Origin of the sequence: Pseudoalteromonas sp. SG41-1, from assembly GCF_014164575.1 — a bacterium.
Classification (GTDB): domain Bacteria; phylum Pseudomonadota; class Gammaproteobacteria; order Enterobacterales; family Alteromonadaceae; genus Pseudoalteromonas; species Pseudoalteromonas rhizosphaerae.
Genome location: NZ_JACJFL010000006.1, coordinates 1 through 17,743, shown reverse-complemented (window position 1 = coordinate 17,743; position 17,743 = coordinate 1). Strand labels below are relative to the sequence as shown.

The window sequence follows — 17,743 nt, the reverse complement described above, 5'->3', positions numbered from 1 at the left end:
GTTTTTCACTGTTCACAAAAAAGCCTCATTTATTGAGGCTTTTTGGTGTTAATGACTTAACTTATACCATTATTTCTTTAACGAAAGTTTGGCACCTTTGAGGGTTTTACGTACGTTTGAGATACGTGAACGGTTTTTAGCTCGCGCTTCACCAGTTGCTTGACCTGATGGTTTATTTGAATGGCTACGACGCAAATGCGATGGTTTTTTGCCAATTTTATCAATCAGTACTTCACGGTTACTTACTTCATAACCCGGCAAGTATTCACGCTGAATTTTTTGACCGATTAAGGTTTCAATTTCAAACAACATATTTTCTTCTTCGCGGCTAACAAATGAGATTGCTTGACCTTGTTTACCGGCACGACCTGTACGACCAATACGGTGTACGTAATCTTCAGCAAGCCATGGTAAGTCAATATTAATTACACGTGGTAGGTCATCAATATCAATCCCGCGAGCGGCAACTTCTGTAGCCACAAGCACACGTACTTTACCCGCTTTGAAATCACTTAATGCACGACGACGGTTACCTTGGGTTTTATCGCCATGGCACACGGCAGCAGGAATGCCATCTAGGTTTAATTCTTTAACTAGCTCATCAGCCGTTTCTTTCATGTTGACGAACACTAACACTTGCTGCCAGTTTTTCTTACCGATCAATTCAGAAAGCAGCTCTTGTTTACGGCGCTCTTCAACTGGATAAACCACGTGATGAACGGTTGCAGCAGTGCTGTTGGTTTGATCAACACGGACAATTTCAGCTTGCTTGAGTACTTTGCTAGCAAACTGTTTAATTGCCGCTGGGAATGTTGCAGAGAACAACAAAATTTGGCGATCTTCAGCACAGCCATTGATCACTGTTTGCATATCACCAATAAAGCCCATATCAAGCATACGGTCAGCTTCATCGAGCACAAGATGTTGTACGTCAGCAAGGCTTAGATTACCTAAACGAATATGATCCAGTAAACGACCCGGTGTTGCGACTACGATATCGACACCCGCTTTTAAGCCATTAGCTTGACCTACCGTACTAACACCGCCAAATAAACTCACTGTTTTAAGCTTGGTGTACTTTGCAAAATCAGTAAAATTATTGGCAATTTGCTCTGCAAGCTCACGGGTTGGTGCTAGCACTAAGGCACGTGGTGCATTAGTTTTTGTGTATTCAACTTCAGATAATTTTTGAATAATTGGTAAAGCAAAAGCAGCTGTCTTACCGGTGCCTGTTTGGGCACTGGCTAAAACATCTTTGCCTTTACGTACTGCTGGAATAGCATTACGTTGAATGGGCGTAAGGGTGTGATAGTTAAGTTCATCTAACGCCTGAAGAAGTTCAGGGGCAAAACTAAAAGATTTAAAATTCATGCTGTATAACCTGCGGCCACATTATCAAGGGTCGCAAATTATACAGCAATTTAAGGCAAACAGTTAGTTTTTAAATATATAAACCAACTAGAATTACCTTTTCTCTTCTACAGCCATTTTTGTGTTTGACCTTTTCAAAGCATACTTTGCTAAGCAATAACAACAATGGTTGGCGATCTTTTAAAGCCCAAACTAAATTATGGCAGAATAATTGTATTTTCTAAATTTAATGGTGTGGCTTTAGAGCCACCTACAACAGCAACATCATCAAGTTGATTGATCAACGTAACCCCTTGCGCTTGCTGCTGCTCATTTAATGGCACATAAGGTAATCTAAATACAGGCTTGACTGCACCTGTCATCATCAATGCAGTATTAATTGCAATTGGATTTGGCTCACAGAACAACCAACTGATCAAAGGTTGTAATGACGCGTTCAGCGCATCGCTTTTGCTGTCCATTAATTGACGATACAAGCCAGGAATTAAATTAGAGGTTACCGAGATCACGCCATGCGCTTTATAAGTATGGCGAGCATCATGTGCTTCATCGTCATTACCAGACCAACAAGCAATGCCTTGTTGCTCGTAGTGCTCAATGCGTTCATTACCACCACACTCTTTAACACCTATAAAATTTTCGTGTTGTGCTAACGGTTCAATTATATCAGGGGTTAAATCTTGCCCCGTGCGCCCTGCTACGTTATAGATAAACGCAGGACCAATTGCCAGCACTCGTTTGAAGTGTTCAATTACACCGGCAATCGATGTGCGGCCATAATAAGGGTTAATTTGTAGTGCTGCGTCCATACCGCTGGCAAAGCCATACTCAGTCGCTTTAACGGCTTCGCGGGTATTGTTACTGCCAGTGTTACCAACAATCACCAACTTATCTGCATACTTATTAACGCTGTGCGCAATCAGCATTAAATGCTCTTCCCAGTTCATTAACTGGCCTTCACCTGTGGTTCCACCGACCACAATACCATCAACACCGGCGGCGATTTGCTGTTCAACTAAATAATCATAGGTGGATAAGTCAATTTCACCACTGGCTAAATAAGGCGTTTTAATTGCTGTGATGAGGCTTGCTTGTTTAATTTGTTCTAGGGTGCGCATAAAAAATTAATCTTAAAAAAACTTGCCGTAGTTGTAACATAAAAGCAGGCGTTTTCCGAGTGTTGCATAACTAATTAATTAAATTACTTGTGTTGTAGAGGTGCTTAGTCCAAAATAAACAACTGTATAAATAAACAGTATATTTATTTTCTAACCTTGAGTGCACTTTTATGCGTTTATCACGATTTTTAGCAACCCATTTTTATCACAGCGAAGAGCTTTGTCATGCCTTAGCAATCGATGAAGATACTCTTGCAATTTGGCAACAAAACGGGTTATTTCCAAAACCCAGTTACTGTATTAAAAATCAGCTTAGTTGTAGCTCTTACTCTGGTTTATATGAATGCGAAGAATACGACGACTTCTATCCAAGAGGATGCGTTAACTGGGGACAAGGCTTAGCCAAGCAAAAAATTGATTCATCCAGTCAAGCCTTCAACTACTTTGCACAACAATACAGTGCAAGTTTAACGAAGCTAGCTCAACAAGGATTTGAATTTAACGAAGAGCTATTTGGTTGTGAATTAGAAGAGCACCTACAACAAGTATGGCAACAATTTTTATGCAGTAAATACGGTGTGCTAACTCAAAATGGCTTAATTGAAGAAATCGCCGCCGTTGATATTGGTCGCTTAGTTGTAGATGATATAACCGAATTACGCACAAAGCCAAACCTCACACAAGCAGAGCGAAGCAAATTACACCCTGCTTTAAAACTATTAAATCGCGCGCTTAGTCATGGTGCAGAACACGAAAAACAACATACCCTTCGTGCCCGTTATATTGATGCACTAGTGCTTAAATATGATTTGTCGGTTAAGTGAAGAAAAAAAGTTTTAGGTTTTAGGTTTTAGGTTTTAGGTTTTAGGAAAAACAATAGTGCCGTATCACAGTTTTGCATAAATGTAACCGCAATATGATGATTTTTAAGAGTACTGTAACCAAACTTACTGAATGAGTACTTTGAGCGCGAGGCAGATGGCCACTCTAGCGCGTTTTTGGACAATTATGAGTTAGAACCGACGGGCGGTTCTGTGCCAGAGGCAGATCTTCAATGCTGTATTTGAAATCATGTTGGGTGACGCCCTCTGTTTATCCAACCTACCACGTTTATGTAGGTCAGGTGAGTGGCGAAGCCACACAACCCGACAATAATGAACAGAAAACCCAACTTACCGCGTTGTATAAGATAAACTAGGTGACATATTTTTTAGAGGTGCAATTCCTTCTTGCATAGTTCAATTATTTCTTCTTTCTTTATTTTGAGTTCTCTGATGAAACCTTCATATTCATAAATTACATGTTCGAACCACTCACGCTCATCAAGAACTCCCTCTTCTGAGTTCTCATAAGTGAAACTTTTATCTTTAAACTGCTGTTTATGAGCACTATCTAAAAAGTTAATTATTTTAATAATATCTTGGCTCATATAAATTGAGCTATATTTTAGGTTGGTGACCAAGCGTTCAATTTTTTCCTTAAATTGTAGCTCCGCCTTTTTTTGCTCCATCAAGTATTTTTCACTTTTGTACTTCTTAAATTCGGCCTGTTGTCTTTCAATATCTTCCTCTGCAAATTTATAAAACTTTTCAACTTCCTCATCTGGCATATAATCAGACGAACCAGTCCAACCACCATGGTTACAAAAAGCCTCAAAGTACATTTCAGTTACCTTAAGCCGCTCTAATACTAAATCTTCAAGCTCTAAAACGTTTTTCCATATGTTGTCATATGCATCTTTTTTTACATCCCACAACTTTTCATTGGATAAAAATTGCCGATTAATATTATCTTTTACAGTTTCAGCAACTAACGTACTGGCTTCTAAGTGATCTAATATTTTCCCCTGATCCTCAACAATTTGCTCAAACTCCCCTTTTTTAACTAGATAACCTTTTATATAAAAGTTCCATAAAGAAGTAACAATCACTGTCACTAAGAAAACTAACACACCAGTAAATAGCTCATTCATTGAATATCCCTTAACTGCAACTCATTAATAAGTCTGCATTTTACACCTTTATTGATGCTAGTAAATGTGTCCATATCACCTCTTGCAAAATGGGATCAAACGGGGGCAGGTCGTGCATTTTGCACATTGATGAAATTTTATCAACGGCCGCTATTCGCTCTTTTAAGGCATTTGCCTATACACGTCTTGGGGCAGAAACGATTTACGCTTGAAGGTACGTTTTTGGCACTTTTCTACCTATCAAAAATAGAGCTATTCGTCATTTTCACTGGTTTTTATTCGATGGCTCAGATAACCACCAAACAACACCTTGCTCTTTTCGTTAAAACTTGTTGCTGCTTGTAATTGTTTTCGCATTATCCACCATTAGATCACGCTTATTGTCCAAAGGGTTACGCTGTCGAAATGGTCTATGTGATACCGTACTGGTTTTGTTCTTTGTCGTGCTCTGCTGCGAAGGTGCATTAAAATAAGCTCAAGCTATCTTAACTTTATACCAATCGTGTTAAGTTACTGACCATTATTAGCTCGCTAGAATGGTTAAATATTTAAGTCGATTGGTATTACACCTTGCCTACTAACAAGCTGAGTAGGTGCAGCATTTGGACCAGCTATAATAGCAAGAAATGCAAATTGCCTTATAAAGATTAACTCTGAACCAATTTATCCAATATGCAAAAGTTACTCTTGATGCTCAAACTGACCGCGATATACTTCAAATACTTTTAAAACCGTATGTTGCGCTTTACTAAGGCCATCAAACCAAGCATCAAAAACATCATCATCGTCTTGATCACTTAATGCCAAATACTGTGCAAGCAATTCAACAATGTCATTATGGGTGCAGCTTAATGGGTCTATTTGTTGTGCTAGGACACTATGATCACGACTACGTAATGTCTCCATGACGCCCTGATCTATTTCCTGACTTTGTTCACTACCATGCTGTTGTTGGGCTGATCCACTCATAATAATCTGACTCCTATTCTTGATTACTTATTATTTATAACAGGCTAATTCCCAATAGCTAGTTTTTTTAAATCAACTGCTGATTTTTTAACTTGTTTGTGTGAATAAACATCAAATTAGCTACTTTACCAACAACTCAAAAATAGTATTTGCAAAGAATTCTTATTTACTATAAATTATAGTGATAATATCACATAACATTAATTTCCAGTAAAAGGCTATTTATGAAACCTAATATTCACCCTGATTACCAAACGGTTGCTTTTCATGACACGGCCGCCGATAGCTACTTTATTATTGGTTCTACAATTAAAACTGATCGAACCGTTGAGTTAGATGGCAAAACATACCCTTACGTACCTATTGATGTATCAAGTGACTCACATCCATTTTATACCGGTAAGCAAAAATCTGTTGCAACAGATGGTCGAGTTGCTGCGTTTAATCGCCGCTTTAAAAACTTAGGGAGCAAATAATCATGAAAGTCTTGAGTTCATTGAAAAGTGCTAAAAACCGCCCGGGATGTCAAATTGTCAAACGCAAAGGACGCGTTTTTGTGATCTGTAAAGACAATCCACGCTTTAAAGCAGTGCAAGGTATGAAAAAGAAAGGAAGAAAATAAACAACTATCACAGACTGTACACCTTGATATAGGCGTACAGTCTTTAAGGCTAAACTTAAATACAATCTAACACTACTTACCGAACAACAACTCCCAAAACCCTGGTGGCTCATGCAGTTTATGGTATTGCTTACGGAGCCCATCAATGGCTTTTAACGGTCCTTTGGCTGCTTCGAGTCCTTGCTCATTCGCTAATTTTTTTGCAAGTTCAGCTTTTGCGATCACTTTATCTAAACCTTGCAGTGACTGCTCAGCCTCTTTGTGAAAAGTGGCTGTTTTACTTCGCTTAACCAATATCATAAATTCATCGATCGCGGTATTAAACTCCTGTAGTTGTGTTGCTTCAACAGTATGCTTGAACGCAAGCCCCATATTCTTCATGTTGGCTTCAAGATCTAAATCGTCGTTAGCAAATAAACTCGGAACAAACAGCAGTGCCACAAGACACAGAAATACTTTCATAATAATCCTAACAGTTACAACTCAAAAAAGATGAAAAATCATTATACACTCCAGCAGCTATGAATATAACCTTACTCTAAGTGTGGTGATAATTAATTTTGTGTTAGAATTCGTTTTTGTTGATGAGATGTGTTTTGGGTTTAGAGCGAATGCGAAGATTAAAAAAACAATTTCTGATTTTCTTGTTGTGTTTAATAATTAGCCCTTCTAGCTTTGCCAAATTAAACATTACCTTTGTAAATCCCGGGTTTGCAGATTCATCTGATGAAATAAATACAACCGGTAACTTTTGGTTCAAAGTATCTAAGATTATGCTAAATGCGGCGGATGACTTAGATATAAACTTGCACATAAAATACGCGAATCGTAATCATATTTTGATGAAAGAGCTTATCAGGCAGGCAATTAAAGACAATCCTGACTATTTAATTGTGGTCGATGAAAAAAGCGTTGTCAGTAAATACTTAGCAAAATTAAATACCAGAAATATCCCTATTTATTTTTTATATAGCCGACCTGCTATCGGAAAATTGATATCGTTACAACGTGATGGCGTTAATATTATTGGCAGCGTCATACCGGATAATTATGCTGCAGGAAAAGTGCTTGCACAACAGTTACTTATTAAACACTCAACAACATCGACTCAACCTGCTAATATACTCGCCCTTATTGGCGATTATACAACGCCCGCATCGATAGACCGTGTAGCAGGCTTAGATGAATTTGTTGAGCAACATGAAGATATAAACTTTATAGGAAAAGAGGTTGCCAATTGGTCTGAACAGGAAAGTTACACAAAAACCTTAGCATTTATGGAGTTTGCTCCTGAGATCAATATTATATGGTGCGCCAATGATGCAATTGGGTTTGGTGCAAAAAGAGCATTACAAGCGCACAATAGTGCACATAAGGTCATTGTTGGTGGGATGAATTGGGACTCTGTACCAAAAGGTATCAAAGCGTTGGATATAACATTGGGTGGCCATGTGTTATTAGGTGCCTATGCACTTATTAATATAGTTGATCATCATAATGAAAATACTCGAGTTCCCCTAAATCATTCATCTTTATCCATATTCAGTAACCTTACTACTGAAACCATACCTCTTGTAAAGCACATAAATGAAACTGATTTAGCCGACATTGATTTTGCTCAATTTAGTAAAACTGCCTCAGATCCGAGGCCATTTACAGTAGATAACCTCGTCAAAGCCCTTAATAAATAACACTGTAAAGGGGATTTACAGCCCTTTACAGTAACTCTGCCGTTTTCCAGTAAAATAGCTAACTATTGTCGATTCGATAGCCATAGCGGCTGATAAGGCGCAAGTTCAATACTTTGTTGCCCCTGCTCTATTGCCTGAGCAGAAATAAGTTCAAACCACTGCTCAGTATCAATTAAGTTCAGATCAGCTAATAGCAGAGTCTGAGGCTCATCGCTAATGTTATAAACACAAAAAACACTTTGCCTACGGTCTATACTTTGACGCCAAAAACCAAATAAAGCACCGGTTAAATGTAAGGTAAATTGCGTCGCATTAGGGTGAAAAGCATCTTGCTGCTTACGAATAGCCAGTAAATTATTGATTTGAGTAAACACGTGATAATGATGACTTGATTGATCGGCAAGCTTTTCAAGTAGTGCCGACTCTTGCCAACGATGACGGTTAATACAGCGGTTATGCTGGCTATTTTCAAAGCGTTCATAATCATTGGTGGTACCAAGTAAACTATGAATATAAAGCCCAGGAATGCCTTCGAGGGCAAACATAATAGCATGAGCACAGGTAAAACGTTGTAAGCCCCACTTATCCACGCCTTTATGAGTGCCTTGTAAGGCATCAAATAACGCAATATTAAGTTCATAGGGTGAGCTGGTGCCATTATTCGCTGTGCGCATTGACACCTTTGCGCCAAAGCGACTAACCGTATTGACCATTTGCCCTAGTTCATCCTCGTCAAGCAAGCCTTCGACAGGACGTAAGCCAATTCCATCGTGAGAAGCTATAAAATTAAAGTAGGCAGTACCATTTTGCGCTGGCGGCATGCTCATCATCCAATGTTTGAGCGCTTTACTGTCACCACTGAGCAAGGTATGTAATAACAAAGGCGGCAATGAAAAGTTATAAATACAATGTGCCTCATTGGCATTACCAAAGTAAGATAAATTTTCACGATTAGGAATGTTTGTTTCAGTGATTATAACTGCACTTGGCTCCACATGCTCTATTAGCGTTCGCAGTAATCTGATCACTTCATGTGTTTGCGGTAAATTAATGCAAGAAGTATTAAGTTCTTTCCATAAAAAAGCCACAGCATCAAGGCGAAATATCTTTATACCATTATCCAAGTAATGGCGAATAATACCTACAAATTCATTAAGCACTAATGGATTAGCAAAATCTAAGTCAACTTGATCTGGGCTAAATGTGCACCAAACATGGCGCTCCCCTAGTGCCGTTTGCACTGTATTAAGTAGCGGTGATGTTCTTGGTCGCACAACGTCAGATAGATCGTCATTTAAGCTAGCTGTTTTAAAGTAGCTTAACCCCGGCTCTTTGCCCTGAATAAAGTTTTCAAACCAACGACTGCGACTGGAGCAGTGGTTGATCACTAAATCAGCCATTAGCTTTACATCTTGAGCTATTCCTTGAATATCATCCCAACTACCGAGAGATTCATTCACTTGTACATAGTTCATTACCGAAAAGCCCTCATCAGAGCTATAAGGATAAAAAGGTAATATATGCAGCGCGTTAATCGTTCCCGCACATTGGTTTTTCATAAACCGATGAAGGGTATGTAGCGGTGGTTCACTCGGTACCGCAACTGCTTGTTCGGCATCGCGATAACGCATAATTGAATCGCCATAAGCAATCAGAATTACATCTTGCTGATCCCAGCGGTTTTTATGCGGCGTAGGGTCTCGAACCGGGTCGTCTCTTAACATGGTAGTGATCAACATGCTTGCAAGCGCATCAATACTCATACATAAGTCAACACCCTCATATATACTCGTCAGGTGCTGTTCAACCCGTTGTTCAAATAACGCTTTACTCATTACCCTACCCCGTTGTTTATACTAATTTTTAATTATTTATCTGTAATTACTTCTCTGCTTAAGTATTATTATGAAAACTCTTTATTATCAAGCTCTACTGCTTCTTCTAAACGCGCAAACACATCTGGCATTGCTGAAGCAACTCGGTTCCAGCTAGGCACAAATGGCGCTTCCATTGGATACTGTAAAAAATGCTCACCTGCGTTCATAATGTTTTGCGCAAACATTTCGACTGCTTTTTCTTCTTGATGAATATCGAGTTTTAAGCCGTTCATCATGGCATCGTTATGATAAGTTTCAATAAAATCCAGTGCGATACGATAATAAGTTGCTTTAAGTGACCGGATGGTTTCCGTGGTAAATGTCACTCCTTGCGTGGCTAACTTACGAAACAGCGCTTTGGTGATATCTATCGACATTTTTGATAAGCCAGCCGCTTGATTATCCAGTGACAGCGCTTGGTGTTTATGATCATAGTTATCTGCAATATCTACTTGGCACAAGCGATTGTGTGAGTAGTTACGATACATTTCAGACAGTACGCCAATCTCTAAGCCCCAATCGCTAGGAATACGAATATCGTTGAGCACATCACGACGAAACGAAAATTCCCCCGCCAGCGGATAACGAAATGAATCCATATATTCAAGGTAGTCAGTGCTGCCTAAAATGGTTTTAAATGAACGCAATAAAGGAGTAACGAGTAAACGCGATACACGGCCATTGATCTTGCCATCAGCAGTACGAGGGTAAAAGCCTTTACAAAATTCATAGTTAAAGCGCGGATGAGCAACTGGATAAATTAATCGCGCTAATAAACTACGGTCATAAGTTAAAATATCACAATCATGCAGCGCTATTGACTCAACTTTTGCCGTTGCCAATTTATAACCCATGCAGTACCACACATTACGGCCTTTGCCGAGTTCACGCGGCGCGACGCCTAACGCTTGCAACTCTTTATCGAGTGCTTGCAAACGTGGCCCTTCGTTCCAAAGCACGCGGTGATGTTGGTCAAGCTCTGCAAAAAATTGTAATGCATGACGATACTGACTCTCATCGGCCCTATCTAAGCCAATCGTAATTTGCGACAAATAAGGAACATGTTTCAATTCTTGCACAATATTTTGTAATGCAGGGCCCTCCAGTTCACTGTACAGGGAGGGTAAAATCAAGCCCATTGGGCGTTGTTTTGAAAAGCTAACGAGTTCAGCTTCTAGATCAGCCAGCGGACGGTCGGCAATATTATGTAATGTTGTTATGATGCCATTTTGGTAAAAATCAGCCATGTGATTGCTCCTGTTTAGACGCTAATTGCGCTTTGATAACACTTAGATCTGCTACTTCATCGAGCCAACCTTGTGGGGCTGGGTGTTCACTAACACGCCATGGTTTGTGGGATAATTTTGCCTTGGCTTTACTGGCAGGATTATTAATTAAAATCGCGATATCTGCGGCATCCAACATCGCCATATCATTTTGGCTATCACCCAGTGCAATAGTGGTGAAAGCATGACGACAATGTTTTTTAAATTGCTCTACTAACCAGTTTTGCGCTTTACCTTTATTGGTACTGCGATTTAAATGAATAAAACGCCCGCCTATTAACACTTCATAACCAAGCGGTTTTATTGCTTCTAAAAAGTCAAGTAGCTGTTGCTCTGTGCCTTGCCAAAAAAGCGGATCTGAATATTCACGAATACGGGCAAGTTCGCTTTGTGCTAGGCTCAAGTCTGTTATTTGACTGACTTCTTGCGCTGATAATTGACTGAACAAACGGTAATAAGCACTAAACTCGCTACCGTATTCAAGTAATTCACTGTACAACTGTTTATTGGTTGGCGACAGCGCATAACGCCAATGTTCATCCAGCTCTTCGCAGCCAATTGGTTTTAATGAAAAATAATTTTTTGGGATATATACAGCCCCGCCATTTTCAATAATAAACGGCTGGTTTAACCCAAGTGATTTTTGCAGTGCGATTACCTCTGCAAACGTTTTGCTGGTATTAAAAACTACAGCGATACCTGCGCGACTCAATTGGCTTAAAAACGGAGCAATCTCAGTACATTGGTAATCGTTATGATCAAGTAACGTACCGTCTAAATCAGTGAAAATAAGTGGCATTGCAACATCATCAGCGCGAAGTTTCATGGCACTAATATCACGTACTTTATCTAAGCTCAGTAATGCATCGACCTGCTCTGGTAACTGAGTTAAATTTTCTCGCGTAATACGTTCAAAATGAGAAATAAATCGCACTAATTGTTGCTCATCGAACGTTCCTTGGCCTCGTCCTTTATGCGACAGTAATTTTTGCTCTTGCTCTAATCGCCACCCATATACATCGGCAAATGACGGTGCTTTTAGCATCACGGTATAATCAATCATTGCAAAAATATCTTGGTATTCATTCGCTAAACAACTATTTACACAGCGTCGCCAAATACCTTCAGGATCCTCATATTGTTCTAATTGATTAACTGTTTGATGTAATTGATAAGGTTGTTGCGCTATGCTACCAACACACCAACCTTCAAAAAAAATGATATCAACAGGCTGTTTATTAGTAGGCCATAACGCTTGCGTAACTGGATCATCGGTTTGTTTATCAAACTGTGGCAAAGGCACCCCTACTTTACCTGCAAGTAACGCGGTAAAAGTCTGCTGCATAAGTGCTGTATCATGTGTACCTGGCACACCGCGCGTTGCAAATAACGGATGTACATCTTTACTTAGTTGTTGACGATGTGCGTGGCTGTGATAAAAATCATCAATCGACATCGCAATACTATTAAACGCTGTATTACAGTTGATCCAAGTAACTAAAAAATCAGCTAATGTCGTTTTACCTGAGCCTTGGCAACCATTGATTGCCACCAGCATTGGACGATCGGTTGGTTTGCTGTGGAGAATATCTTCAGCGAGTGGGACGAAATACTGTTCACTCAAATACTGATATTTGAGTGGCAGCTGATGTTTTGCTAAAAATGGGGTGATATCCACAATGTTTGTCTCTTGCATTAAACGCTCCTGATCAGTATGGCACTGCTAATGAGGTAAATGCAGTTACTAGACCAGTTTTATAACTTTATATTTTTTAGTTAGTTAAAAAAATAGCGCATATTAAATGCGCTATTTTGGTGCAAATTATTAGCTGAATGTGCAAAATATTACGTTGGCTTATCAGCCTTTGGTAACACTAAATTAAGCACTATGCCTAAAATAGCGCATAGGCTCACGCCTTGTAAGCTAAATTCGTTGCCACCGATATGCATACCACCAATGCCACACACTAAAATGAGTGCCACAATACTGAGGTTACGTGGAGCCGTTAAGTCTTCTCCACTTTTCACTAACGAATTTAAACCCACCACAGCAATTGAGCCAAACAGCAAAATCATGATCCCCCCCATCACAGGTACTGGTATGGTTTGCAAACCAGCACCCATTTTAGCCACAAACGCTAAAATAATGGCGATAATGGCAGTCCACATCATCACTTTAGGATTAAAATTACGCGTAAGCATCACTGCACCGGTGACTTCTGAATAGGTGGTATTAGGTGGCCCGCCGAATATAGACGCTGCAGTAGTAGCTAATCCATCACCAAACAAAGTGCGATGTAAGCCCGGTTTTTTCAAATAGTCTTTATTGGTTACTTGGCTAATCGCCATCATATCGCCAATATGTTCAATAGCGGGGGCTATTGCCACTGGCACCATAAATAACACTGCTTGCCATTTAAGCTCAGGCCAAGTAAAAGCTGGCATTGCAAACCACGGTGCATTAGTAACAGCATCAAATTGCACGATCCCTAAATATAGCGATAAACTGTAACCTGCGATGACTCCAGCTAAGATAGGGATCAGCTTAAATACACCTTTGCCCCATACCGCGAAAATTAGCGTCACTAACAACGAAAATGCCGCCACCCAAATGGCTTGCTCGTACGCAATCAACTGAATTGAACCATCGCCGCTTTTACCCATTGCCATATTAACTGCAACAGGTGCCAGTGCTAAACCAATTACCATGATCACCGGACCGACCACAACTGGTGGTAATATTTTATGCAGGGTAGCTACACCTTTTAATTTCACTAATAGACTTAACAACATATAAGCCCCGCCTGCAGCCATTAAGCCCCCCATTGTGGCAGGCACACCCCATAGCTGCACGCAGGCAATAATAGGGGCGATAAACGCAAATGATGAAGCTAAAAATATCGGCACCTGACCTTTAGTTACCAAATGGAACAGCAAGGTACCAATACCAGCCGTAAAAAGTGCCACATTTGGATCAAGCCCCGTTAATAAAGGAACTAACACCAAGGCACCAAAGGCGACAAATAACATTTGCGCCCCAGTTAAAATTGTTTTGATTGAAAAGGTAGAGTTATCCACTGTTAGACAGTACCAAAAATTTTATCGCCAGCATCACCAAGACCAGGAATTATATAGCCTTTCTCATTTAAGTGGCTGTCTAATGATGCGGTAAAAATCTCTACATCAGGATGAGCTGCAAGGGTTTTTTCAACCCCTTCAGGTGCGGCAACCAATACAATCACTTTAATTTCTTTACAGCCCGCTTTTTTCAGCATATCGATAGTCGCAATCATCGAGCCCCCGGTTGCGAGCATTGGATCAATAACGAGGCTCAAGCGCTCATCAATTTTACCGACTAACTTTTCAAAGTAAGGGATTGGTTCTAACGTTTCTTCATTACGCTGCAGGCCCACAACACTTACTTTTGCAGCAGGCAGTAATTGCATAACACCATCCATCATGCCAAGGCCAGCACGTAAAATTGGCACAACAGTAATTTTTTTACCTTTGATGTGCTCAACATCTAATTGATTACCATCCCAACTAGTGATTGTTACTTTTTCCAGTGGCAAATTTTTAGTCGCTTCGTAGGTTAATAATGTACCGACTTCAGACGAAAGCTCACGGAAACTCTTAGTACTTATGCCGTACTCTCGCATAAGACCAAGTTTATGTTGAACAAGTGGGTGATTAATTACATGAATAGTCATAAAAACGCCTAAAAGAAAAATAAATTGCGCTTATTTTAGCTTAAAAAAAACCATCAGACTTTAAAAAAGCATGATCTGTGCAATAAAAGTATTATTTTATCACTCTGATACAGTGCTTTTATTTCATTTAACGCAATTATTATTATTTTTTAAAGTAACTAAACTATAATAATGGCTATAGAAGATTTGCTCACAAAGGTTTTATGTCAAAGTTTGCTGTTGGGATCCTGATAGGTATTTTATTTGCAATAATGCCTTCATTTGCGATGGCTAAAAAACCACTAAAGGTGCAAATAATGACCGACTTTGCACCACAGATTAATGACGATTCACAAAACATAGCCACTAGATTTATGCTTGATATTGAAAAACAGCTCAATGGTGCCATCGCATTAAACTTTATCCCAGCGAGTAGATTAAGAGAATGGCAACAATTGCACGCAATGAAAGATGTGTGCTTATACAATAAAACCAAAACACCTGAGCGTATTGAAAATGCATTATTTAATACCTACCCAATTATGGCTTTTCCGGCCAACCGCTTAGTGGTGTATAATCATCCAGAACTACCTGAAAATATTAGTTTAAATGATGCCGTAAATAAATATGATCTCACCATCGGCATTGCTTCAGGACGTTCATATGGTCACGAAATAGATGACTATATTGCCAAGCATAACGAATCATTTATGGTTTTAGGCGGCACAACGAGCGCTTATCGCCTTAGCCAAATGTTATTTCAAAATAAGTTCGATGCCATTATTGAATATAGTGCGGTGTTTATTTCGCGTCACTCAGAAGATACCCGAATCGCCAATATACGTTATCTTAGTGTTGATAAAACCCAACAAGCTGTGTTTGGTTATATAGCATGCTCGCAATCGGAGCTAGGCAAACAAGCAATTGCGCTATTTGACCAAGCATTGCAAACACAGGCAGTCCAGCAAATTATTCTTCAGAGCCACTCACAAATATTTGCACCGCCAGAGCAGGCGTTAATGCTAAGCGCATTACAAGATGCTTTTAACGTAGCAATACCGGCACGCTGATTTAGTTGTTTAAAATTTGCTCCATCACCCAACTAGTATGTGTGGCCGAATGACCTGTTGACGGATGTGTCATATTTTCAAGTAATGACGAGGCCATATTTTGCACATGATATTGTTGAACATGAGGCGGATTTTCGATACTTAGTTGTTGCTGACCACTTTCGTTAATAACCGTAATTGCTTGTTCATCAAACACACTAAAGCTGATCTCGCCCTTTTCACCGTACACAGTAACAACATCAAAACGAGAAAAACCACCAAAGTTCCAACTTCCTGAGCCGGTAATACCGTTTTTATGCTGCCAACAAGCAGTGATTGCATCAAAAGCGCCATATAAGTTTTGCTGGTTTATCGCCAGTCCTTTCACTTGTTCATAATCACCAAATAAGTAACCAAATAAATCGAGACCATGGCTGGCTAAATCATCAAAATAACCTCCTGGTGCAATAGTTTTATCGGTACGCCAATTGTAAACACCTGATCTATCTTGCTCGCTGGAGGCTTTACTTAAGTGCCAATTAATATGTCGCACCTGGCCGATTTCGCCCGTGTCAATCAGGCTTTTTACTTTATTAAAGCGCGGTAAAGAACGTCGATAATACGCGACAAACAAGGGAATATTTTTACTGCTGAAAGCTTCAAGAATAACTTCACTGTGAGCCAATGTAGGCGCCAGTGGTTTTTCAATACAACATGGTTTGCCCGCAGCAGCAACTTTTAGCGCCAGCTCCATATGGCTATCTGGAGGCGTTGCGATATACACGGCATCAATATCAGAACTTACGATCAATTCATCGGCCGTTTTAAATACCATAGGCACGTTATGGCGTTTTGCGTAATCTTCAGCGAGTGCGGTATCTCGTCGAGTAACGCCTTGCAACACAAAACCTTTCGTATTTTTATACGCAGGGCCACTTTTCACCTCGGTTACAGCGCCACAGCCAATCATTCCCCAACGGATCTGTTTCGTCATTCTACGTTACCCCAAAATTTGTTTTTGTAATTTGATATTGCATATAAGCATTAATTTTTACGTGTTCTGGACTCCAGCCCATTAAAAATCGGTAAAAGTCAGCCCATACAACTGGCCATAAGGTTTTCCATTCGTTAATAGCAGCATGGCTATATGCGCTTTTATCAAATATGTGCATGGCGTTGGCAAAATATTTAAAGTAGTCGGCTAAGTAATCATCAGCTCTTTGTTGTAATTGCTGTTCATTTAAACAACTACCCAAAAAGTACATAACGTCAATAACACCTACTCCAGCGCCAACATATTGAAAGTCATATCCGACAACATTTAGTGTCGCGTTATTAATAGCAAAATTCGCTATTTTTGCATCACCATGAATAAGCGTTTGATACGGACATGCCCTAATAGTTTGATCGATGCTGTGTGCTTGTTGCTTGATAGCACAATCTGCCATTTTTTCATACTCGTCTGGTCGAGTGGCTAAATGCCAATAACCCCCCTGCGACCATAAGCCATCAGCTTTGACTTGAAAATGAAAAGCATGAAAATTCGCCAACCACTTAATAATGGCTGTAACATGTGTATGGATTGGTTTTGCGTTTACAAAGCCACACTCTGTAAAATCAGCAAACACTAAGACTTTGTGCTGCTCATGTTCTATGGCATTAAAACACTTTAAAGCACCTGCTCTAGATGGTAATCGCGACGCATAATACTGATACCAATAAAATTCGACTTCATAAGAGTGACGCTTTCGGTTAATTGCAAACTCAGTTTGCGAAATTCGCGGATGATTTATGTGATCGGGCACACTAATCGCTTTAATGACGCAGACTTTACCGTCTAAACGACAACGCACTATTTCACCACAGCCACTCCATAAAGCAGTGATTGTTTCAGTGATTTTAATATTTTTATAATGAAGACCAATTAATGGCAGATAAAAAGACATACGCACCAATATCCATAAAGCCAGCGCCTAGGGTCTGTTGACCTTTGCGGATTAATATTTGTTCAAACTAGGGGCAATTTAATCGCGGCGCGAGGTTTGTAACCTAGTGGGCTAAGTAAAAACCGAGCAAAGCTTCCGCGTCCTGCTCACGCC

At 39.8% G+C, this 17,743-nt stretch carries 17 protein-coding genes; 5 read left to right on the top strand and 12 right to left on the bottom strand.

What is annotated here, in order from left to right; all coding sequences use genetic code 11:
* Positions 1 to 69: 69 nt before the first annotated feature.
* Together H5203_RS06055 and dapA are read right to left on the bottom strand one after the other, a co-directional pair.
* Positions 70 to 1,371: a DEAD/DEAH box helicase gene (locus H5203_RS06055; RefSeq protein ID WP_145236005.1), complete on the bottom strand. Its 1,302-nt coding sequence runs from the start codon at positions 1,369 to 1,371 to the stop codon at positions 70 to 72.
* Positions 1,372 to 1,568: 197 nt separating this feature from the next.
* Entirely contained in the window at positions 1,569 to 2,489 is a 921-nt protein-coding gene (dapA, locus tag H5203_RS06050; RefSeq protein WP_182819484.1) for a 4-hydroxy-tetrahydrodipicolinate synthase, read from the bottom strand.
* Positions 2,490 to 2,659: 170 nt separating this feature from the next.
* Between dapA and H5203_RS06045 the strand changes: the two genes are divergently transcribed.
* Entirely contained in the window at positions 2,660 to 3,313 is a 654-nt protein-coding gene (locus H5203_RS06045) for a DUF6058 family natural product biosynthesis protein (RefSeq protein ID WP_145236013.1), read from the top strand.
* Between the two features lie 386 nt (positions 3,314 to 3,699).
* On the opposite strand, the gene H5203_RS06040 is transcribed toward H5203_RS06045, so the two are convergent.
* Both H5203_RS06040 and H5203_RS06035 read right to left on the bottom strand, forming a co-directional pair.
* A complete protein-coding gene (locus tag H5203_RS06040) occupies positions 3,700 to 4,461 on the bottom strand; it encodes a hypothetical protein (protein ID WP_182819483.1) in 762 nt (253 codons plus the stop codon).
* A gap of 681 nt (positions 4,462 to 5,142) precedes the next feature.
* A complete protein-coding gene (locus H5203_RS06035) occupies positions 5,143 to 5,430 on the bottom strand; it encodes a hypothetical protein (RefSeq protein ID WP_182718731.1) in 288 nt (95 codons plus the stop codon).
* 224 nt (positions 5,431 to 5,654) lie between these two features.
* Between H5203_RS06035 and H5203_RS06030 the strand changes: the two genes are divergently transcribed.
* Both H5203_RS06030 and ykgO read left to right on the top strand, forming a co-directional pair.
* Complete coding sequence (locus tag H5203_RS06030; protein ID WP_145236032.1) at positions 5,655 to 5,906, top strand: type B 50S ribosomal protein L31; 252 nt, start codon at positions 5,655 to 5,657, stop codon at positions 5,904 to 5,906.
* 2 nt (positions 5,907 to 5,908) lie between these two features.
* Complete coding sequence (gene ykgO, locus H5203_RS06025; protein WP_149980141.1) at positions 5,909 to 6,052, top strand: type B 50S ribosomal protein L36; 144 nt, start codon at positions 5,909 to 5,911, stop codon at positions 6,050 to 6,052.
* Positions 6,053 to 6,124: 72 nt separating this feature from the next.
* Here ykgO and H5203_RS06020 read toward each other — a convergent pair whose 3' ends face one another.
* Positions 6,125 to 6,514, bottom strand: a complete 390-nt coding sequence (locus H5203_RS06020) for a cytochrome b562 (RefSeq protein ID WP_182718730.1) — start codon at positions 6,512 to 6,514, stop codon at positions 6,125 to 6,127.
* A gap of 149 nt (positions 6,515 to 6,663) precedes the next feature.
* Here H5203_RS06020 and H5203_RS06015 point away from each other — a divergent pair, with 149 nt between their 5' ends.
* Positions 6,664 to 7,743, top strand: a complete 1,080-nt coding sequence (locus tag H5203_RS06015) for an ABC transporter substrate-binding protein (protein WP_182819482.1) — start codon at positions 6,664 to 6,666, stop codon at positions 7,741 to 7,743.
* 62 nt (positions 7,744 to 7,805) lie between these two features.
* On the opposite strand, the gene H5203_RS06010 is transcribed toward H5203_RS06015, so the two are convergent.
* The 5 genes from H5203_RS06010 to upp all read right to left on the bottom strand — a co-directional run bounded on the left by H5203_RS06010 (position 7,806) and on the right by upp (position 14,616).
* Complete coding sequence (locus H5203_RS06010; protein WP_145236046.1) at positions 7,806 to 9,578, bottom strand: sugar phosphorylase; 1,773 nt, start codon at positions 9,576 to 9,578, stop codon at positions 7,806 to 7,808.
* Positions 9,579 to 9,646: 68 nt separating this feature from the next.
* The gene (locus H5203_RS06005; protein WP_145236048.1) at positions 9,647 to 10,867 is read right to left on the bottom strand and encodes a glycosyl transferase; all 1,221 of its coding nucleotides are present in this window, start codon (positions 10,865 to 10,867) and stop codon (positions 9,647 to 9,649) included.
* Positions 10,860 to 12,602: an HAD-IIB family hydrolase gene (locus tag H5203_RS06000; RefSeq protein ID WP_145236052.1), complete on the bottom strand. Its 1,743-nt coding sequence runs from the start codon at positions 12,600 to 12,602 to the stop codon at positions 10,860 to 10,862. Before H5203_RS06000 ends, H5203_RS06005 begins: the two co-directional genes overlap by 8 nt.
* Before the next feature lie 149 nt (positions 12,603 to 12,751).
* The gene (locus tag H5203_RS05995; RefSeq protein ID WP_182819481.1) at positions 12,752 to 13,984 is read right to left on the bottom strand and encodes a uracil-xanthine permease family protein; all 1,233 of its coding nucleotides are present in this window, start codon (positions 13,982 to 13,984) and stop codon (positions 12,752 to 12,754) included.
* Positions 13,985 to 13,986: 2 nt separating this feature from the next.
* Positions 13,987 to 14,616: a uracil phosphoribosyltransferase gene (gene upp / locus H5203_RS05990; RefSeq protein ID WP_145236059.1), complete on the bottom strand. Its 630-nt coding sequence runs from the start codon at positions 14,614 to 14,616 to the stop codon at positions 13,987 to 13,989.
* Between the two features lie 203 nt (positions 14,617 to 14,819).
* Between upp and H5203_RS05985 the strand changes: the two genes are divergently transcribed.
* The gene (locus H5203_RS05985) at positions 14,820 to 15,665 is read left to right on the top strand and encodes an ABC transporter substrate-binding protein (protein WP_182819480.1); all 846 of its coding nucleotides are present in this window, start codon (positions 14,820 to 14,822) and stop codon (positions 15,663 to 15,665) included.
* 1 nt (position 15,666) lies between these two features.
* On the opposite strand, the gene H5203_RS05980 is transcribed toward H5203_RS05985, so the two are convergent.
* Both H5203_RS05980 and H5203_RS05975 read right to left on the bottom strand, forming a co-directional pair.
* Positions 15,667 to 16,638 (bottom strand): Gfo/Idh/MocA family protein, encoded by a 972-nt coding sequence (locus H5203_RS05980; protein WP_182819479.1) that lies wholly within the window; start codon positions 16,636 to 16,638, stop codon positions 15,667 to 15,669.
* 1 nt (position 16,639) lies between these two features.
* A complete protein-coding gene (locus H5203_RS05975) occupies positions 16,640 to 17,590 on the bottom strand; it encodes an oxidoreductase family protein (RefSeq protein ID WP_182819478.1) in 951 nt (316 codons plus the stop codon).
* Between the last annotated feature and the right edge of the window lie 153 nt (positions 17,591 to 17,743).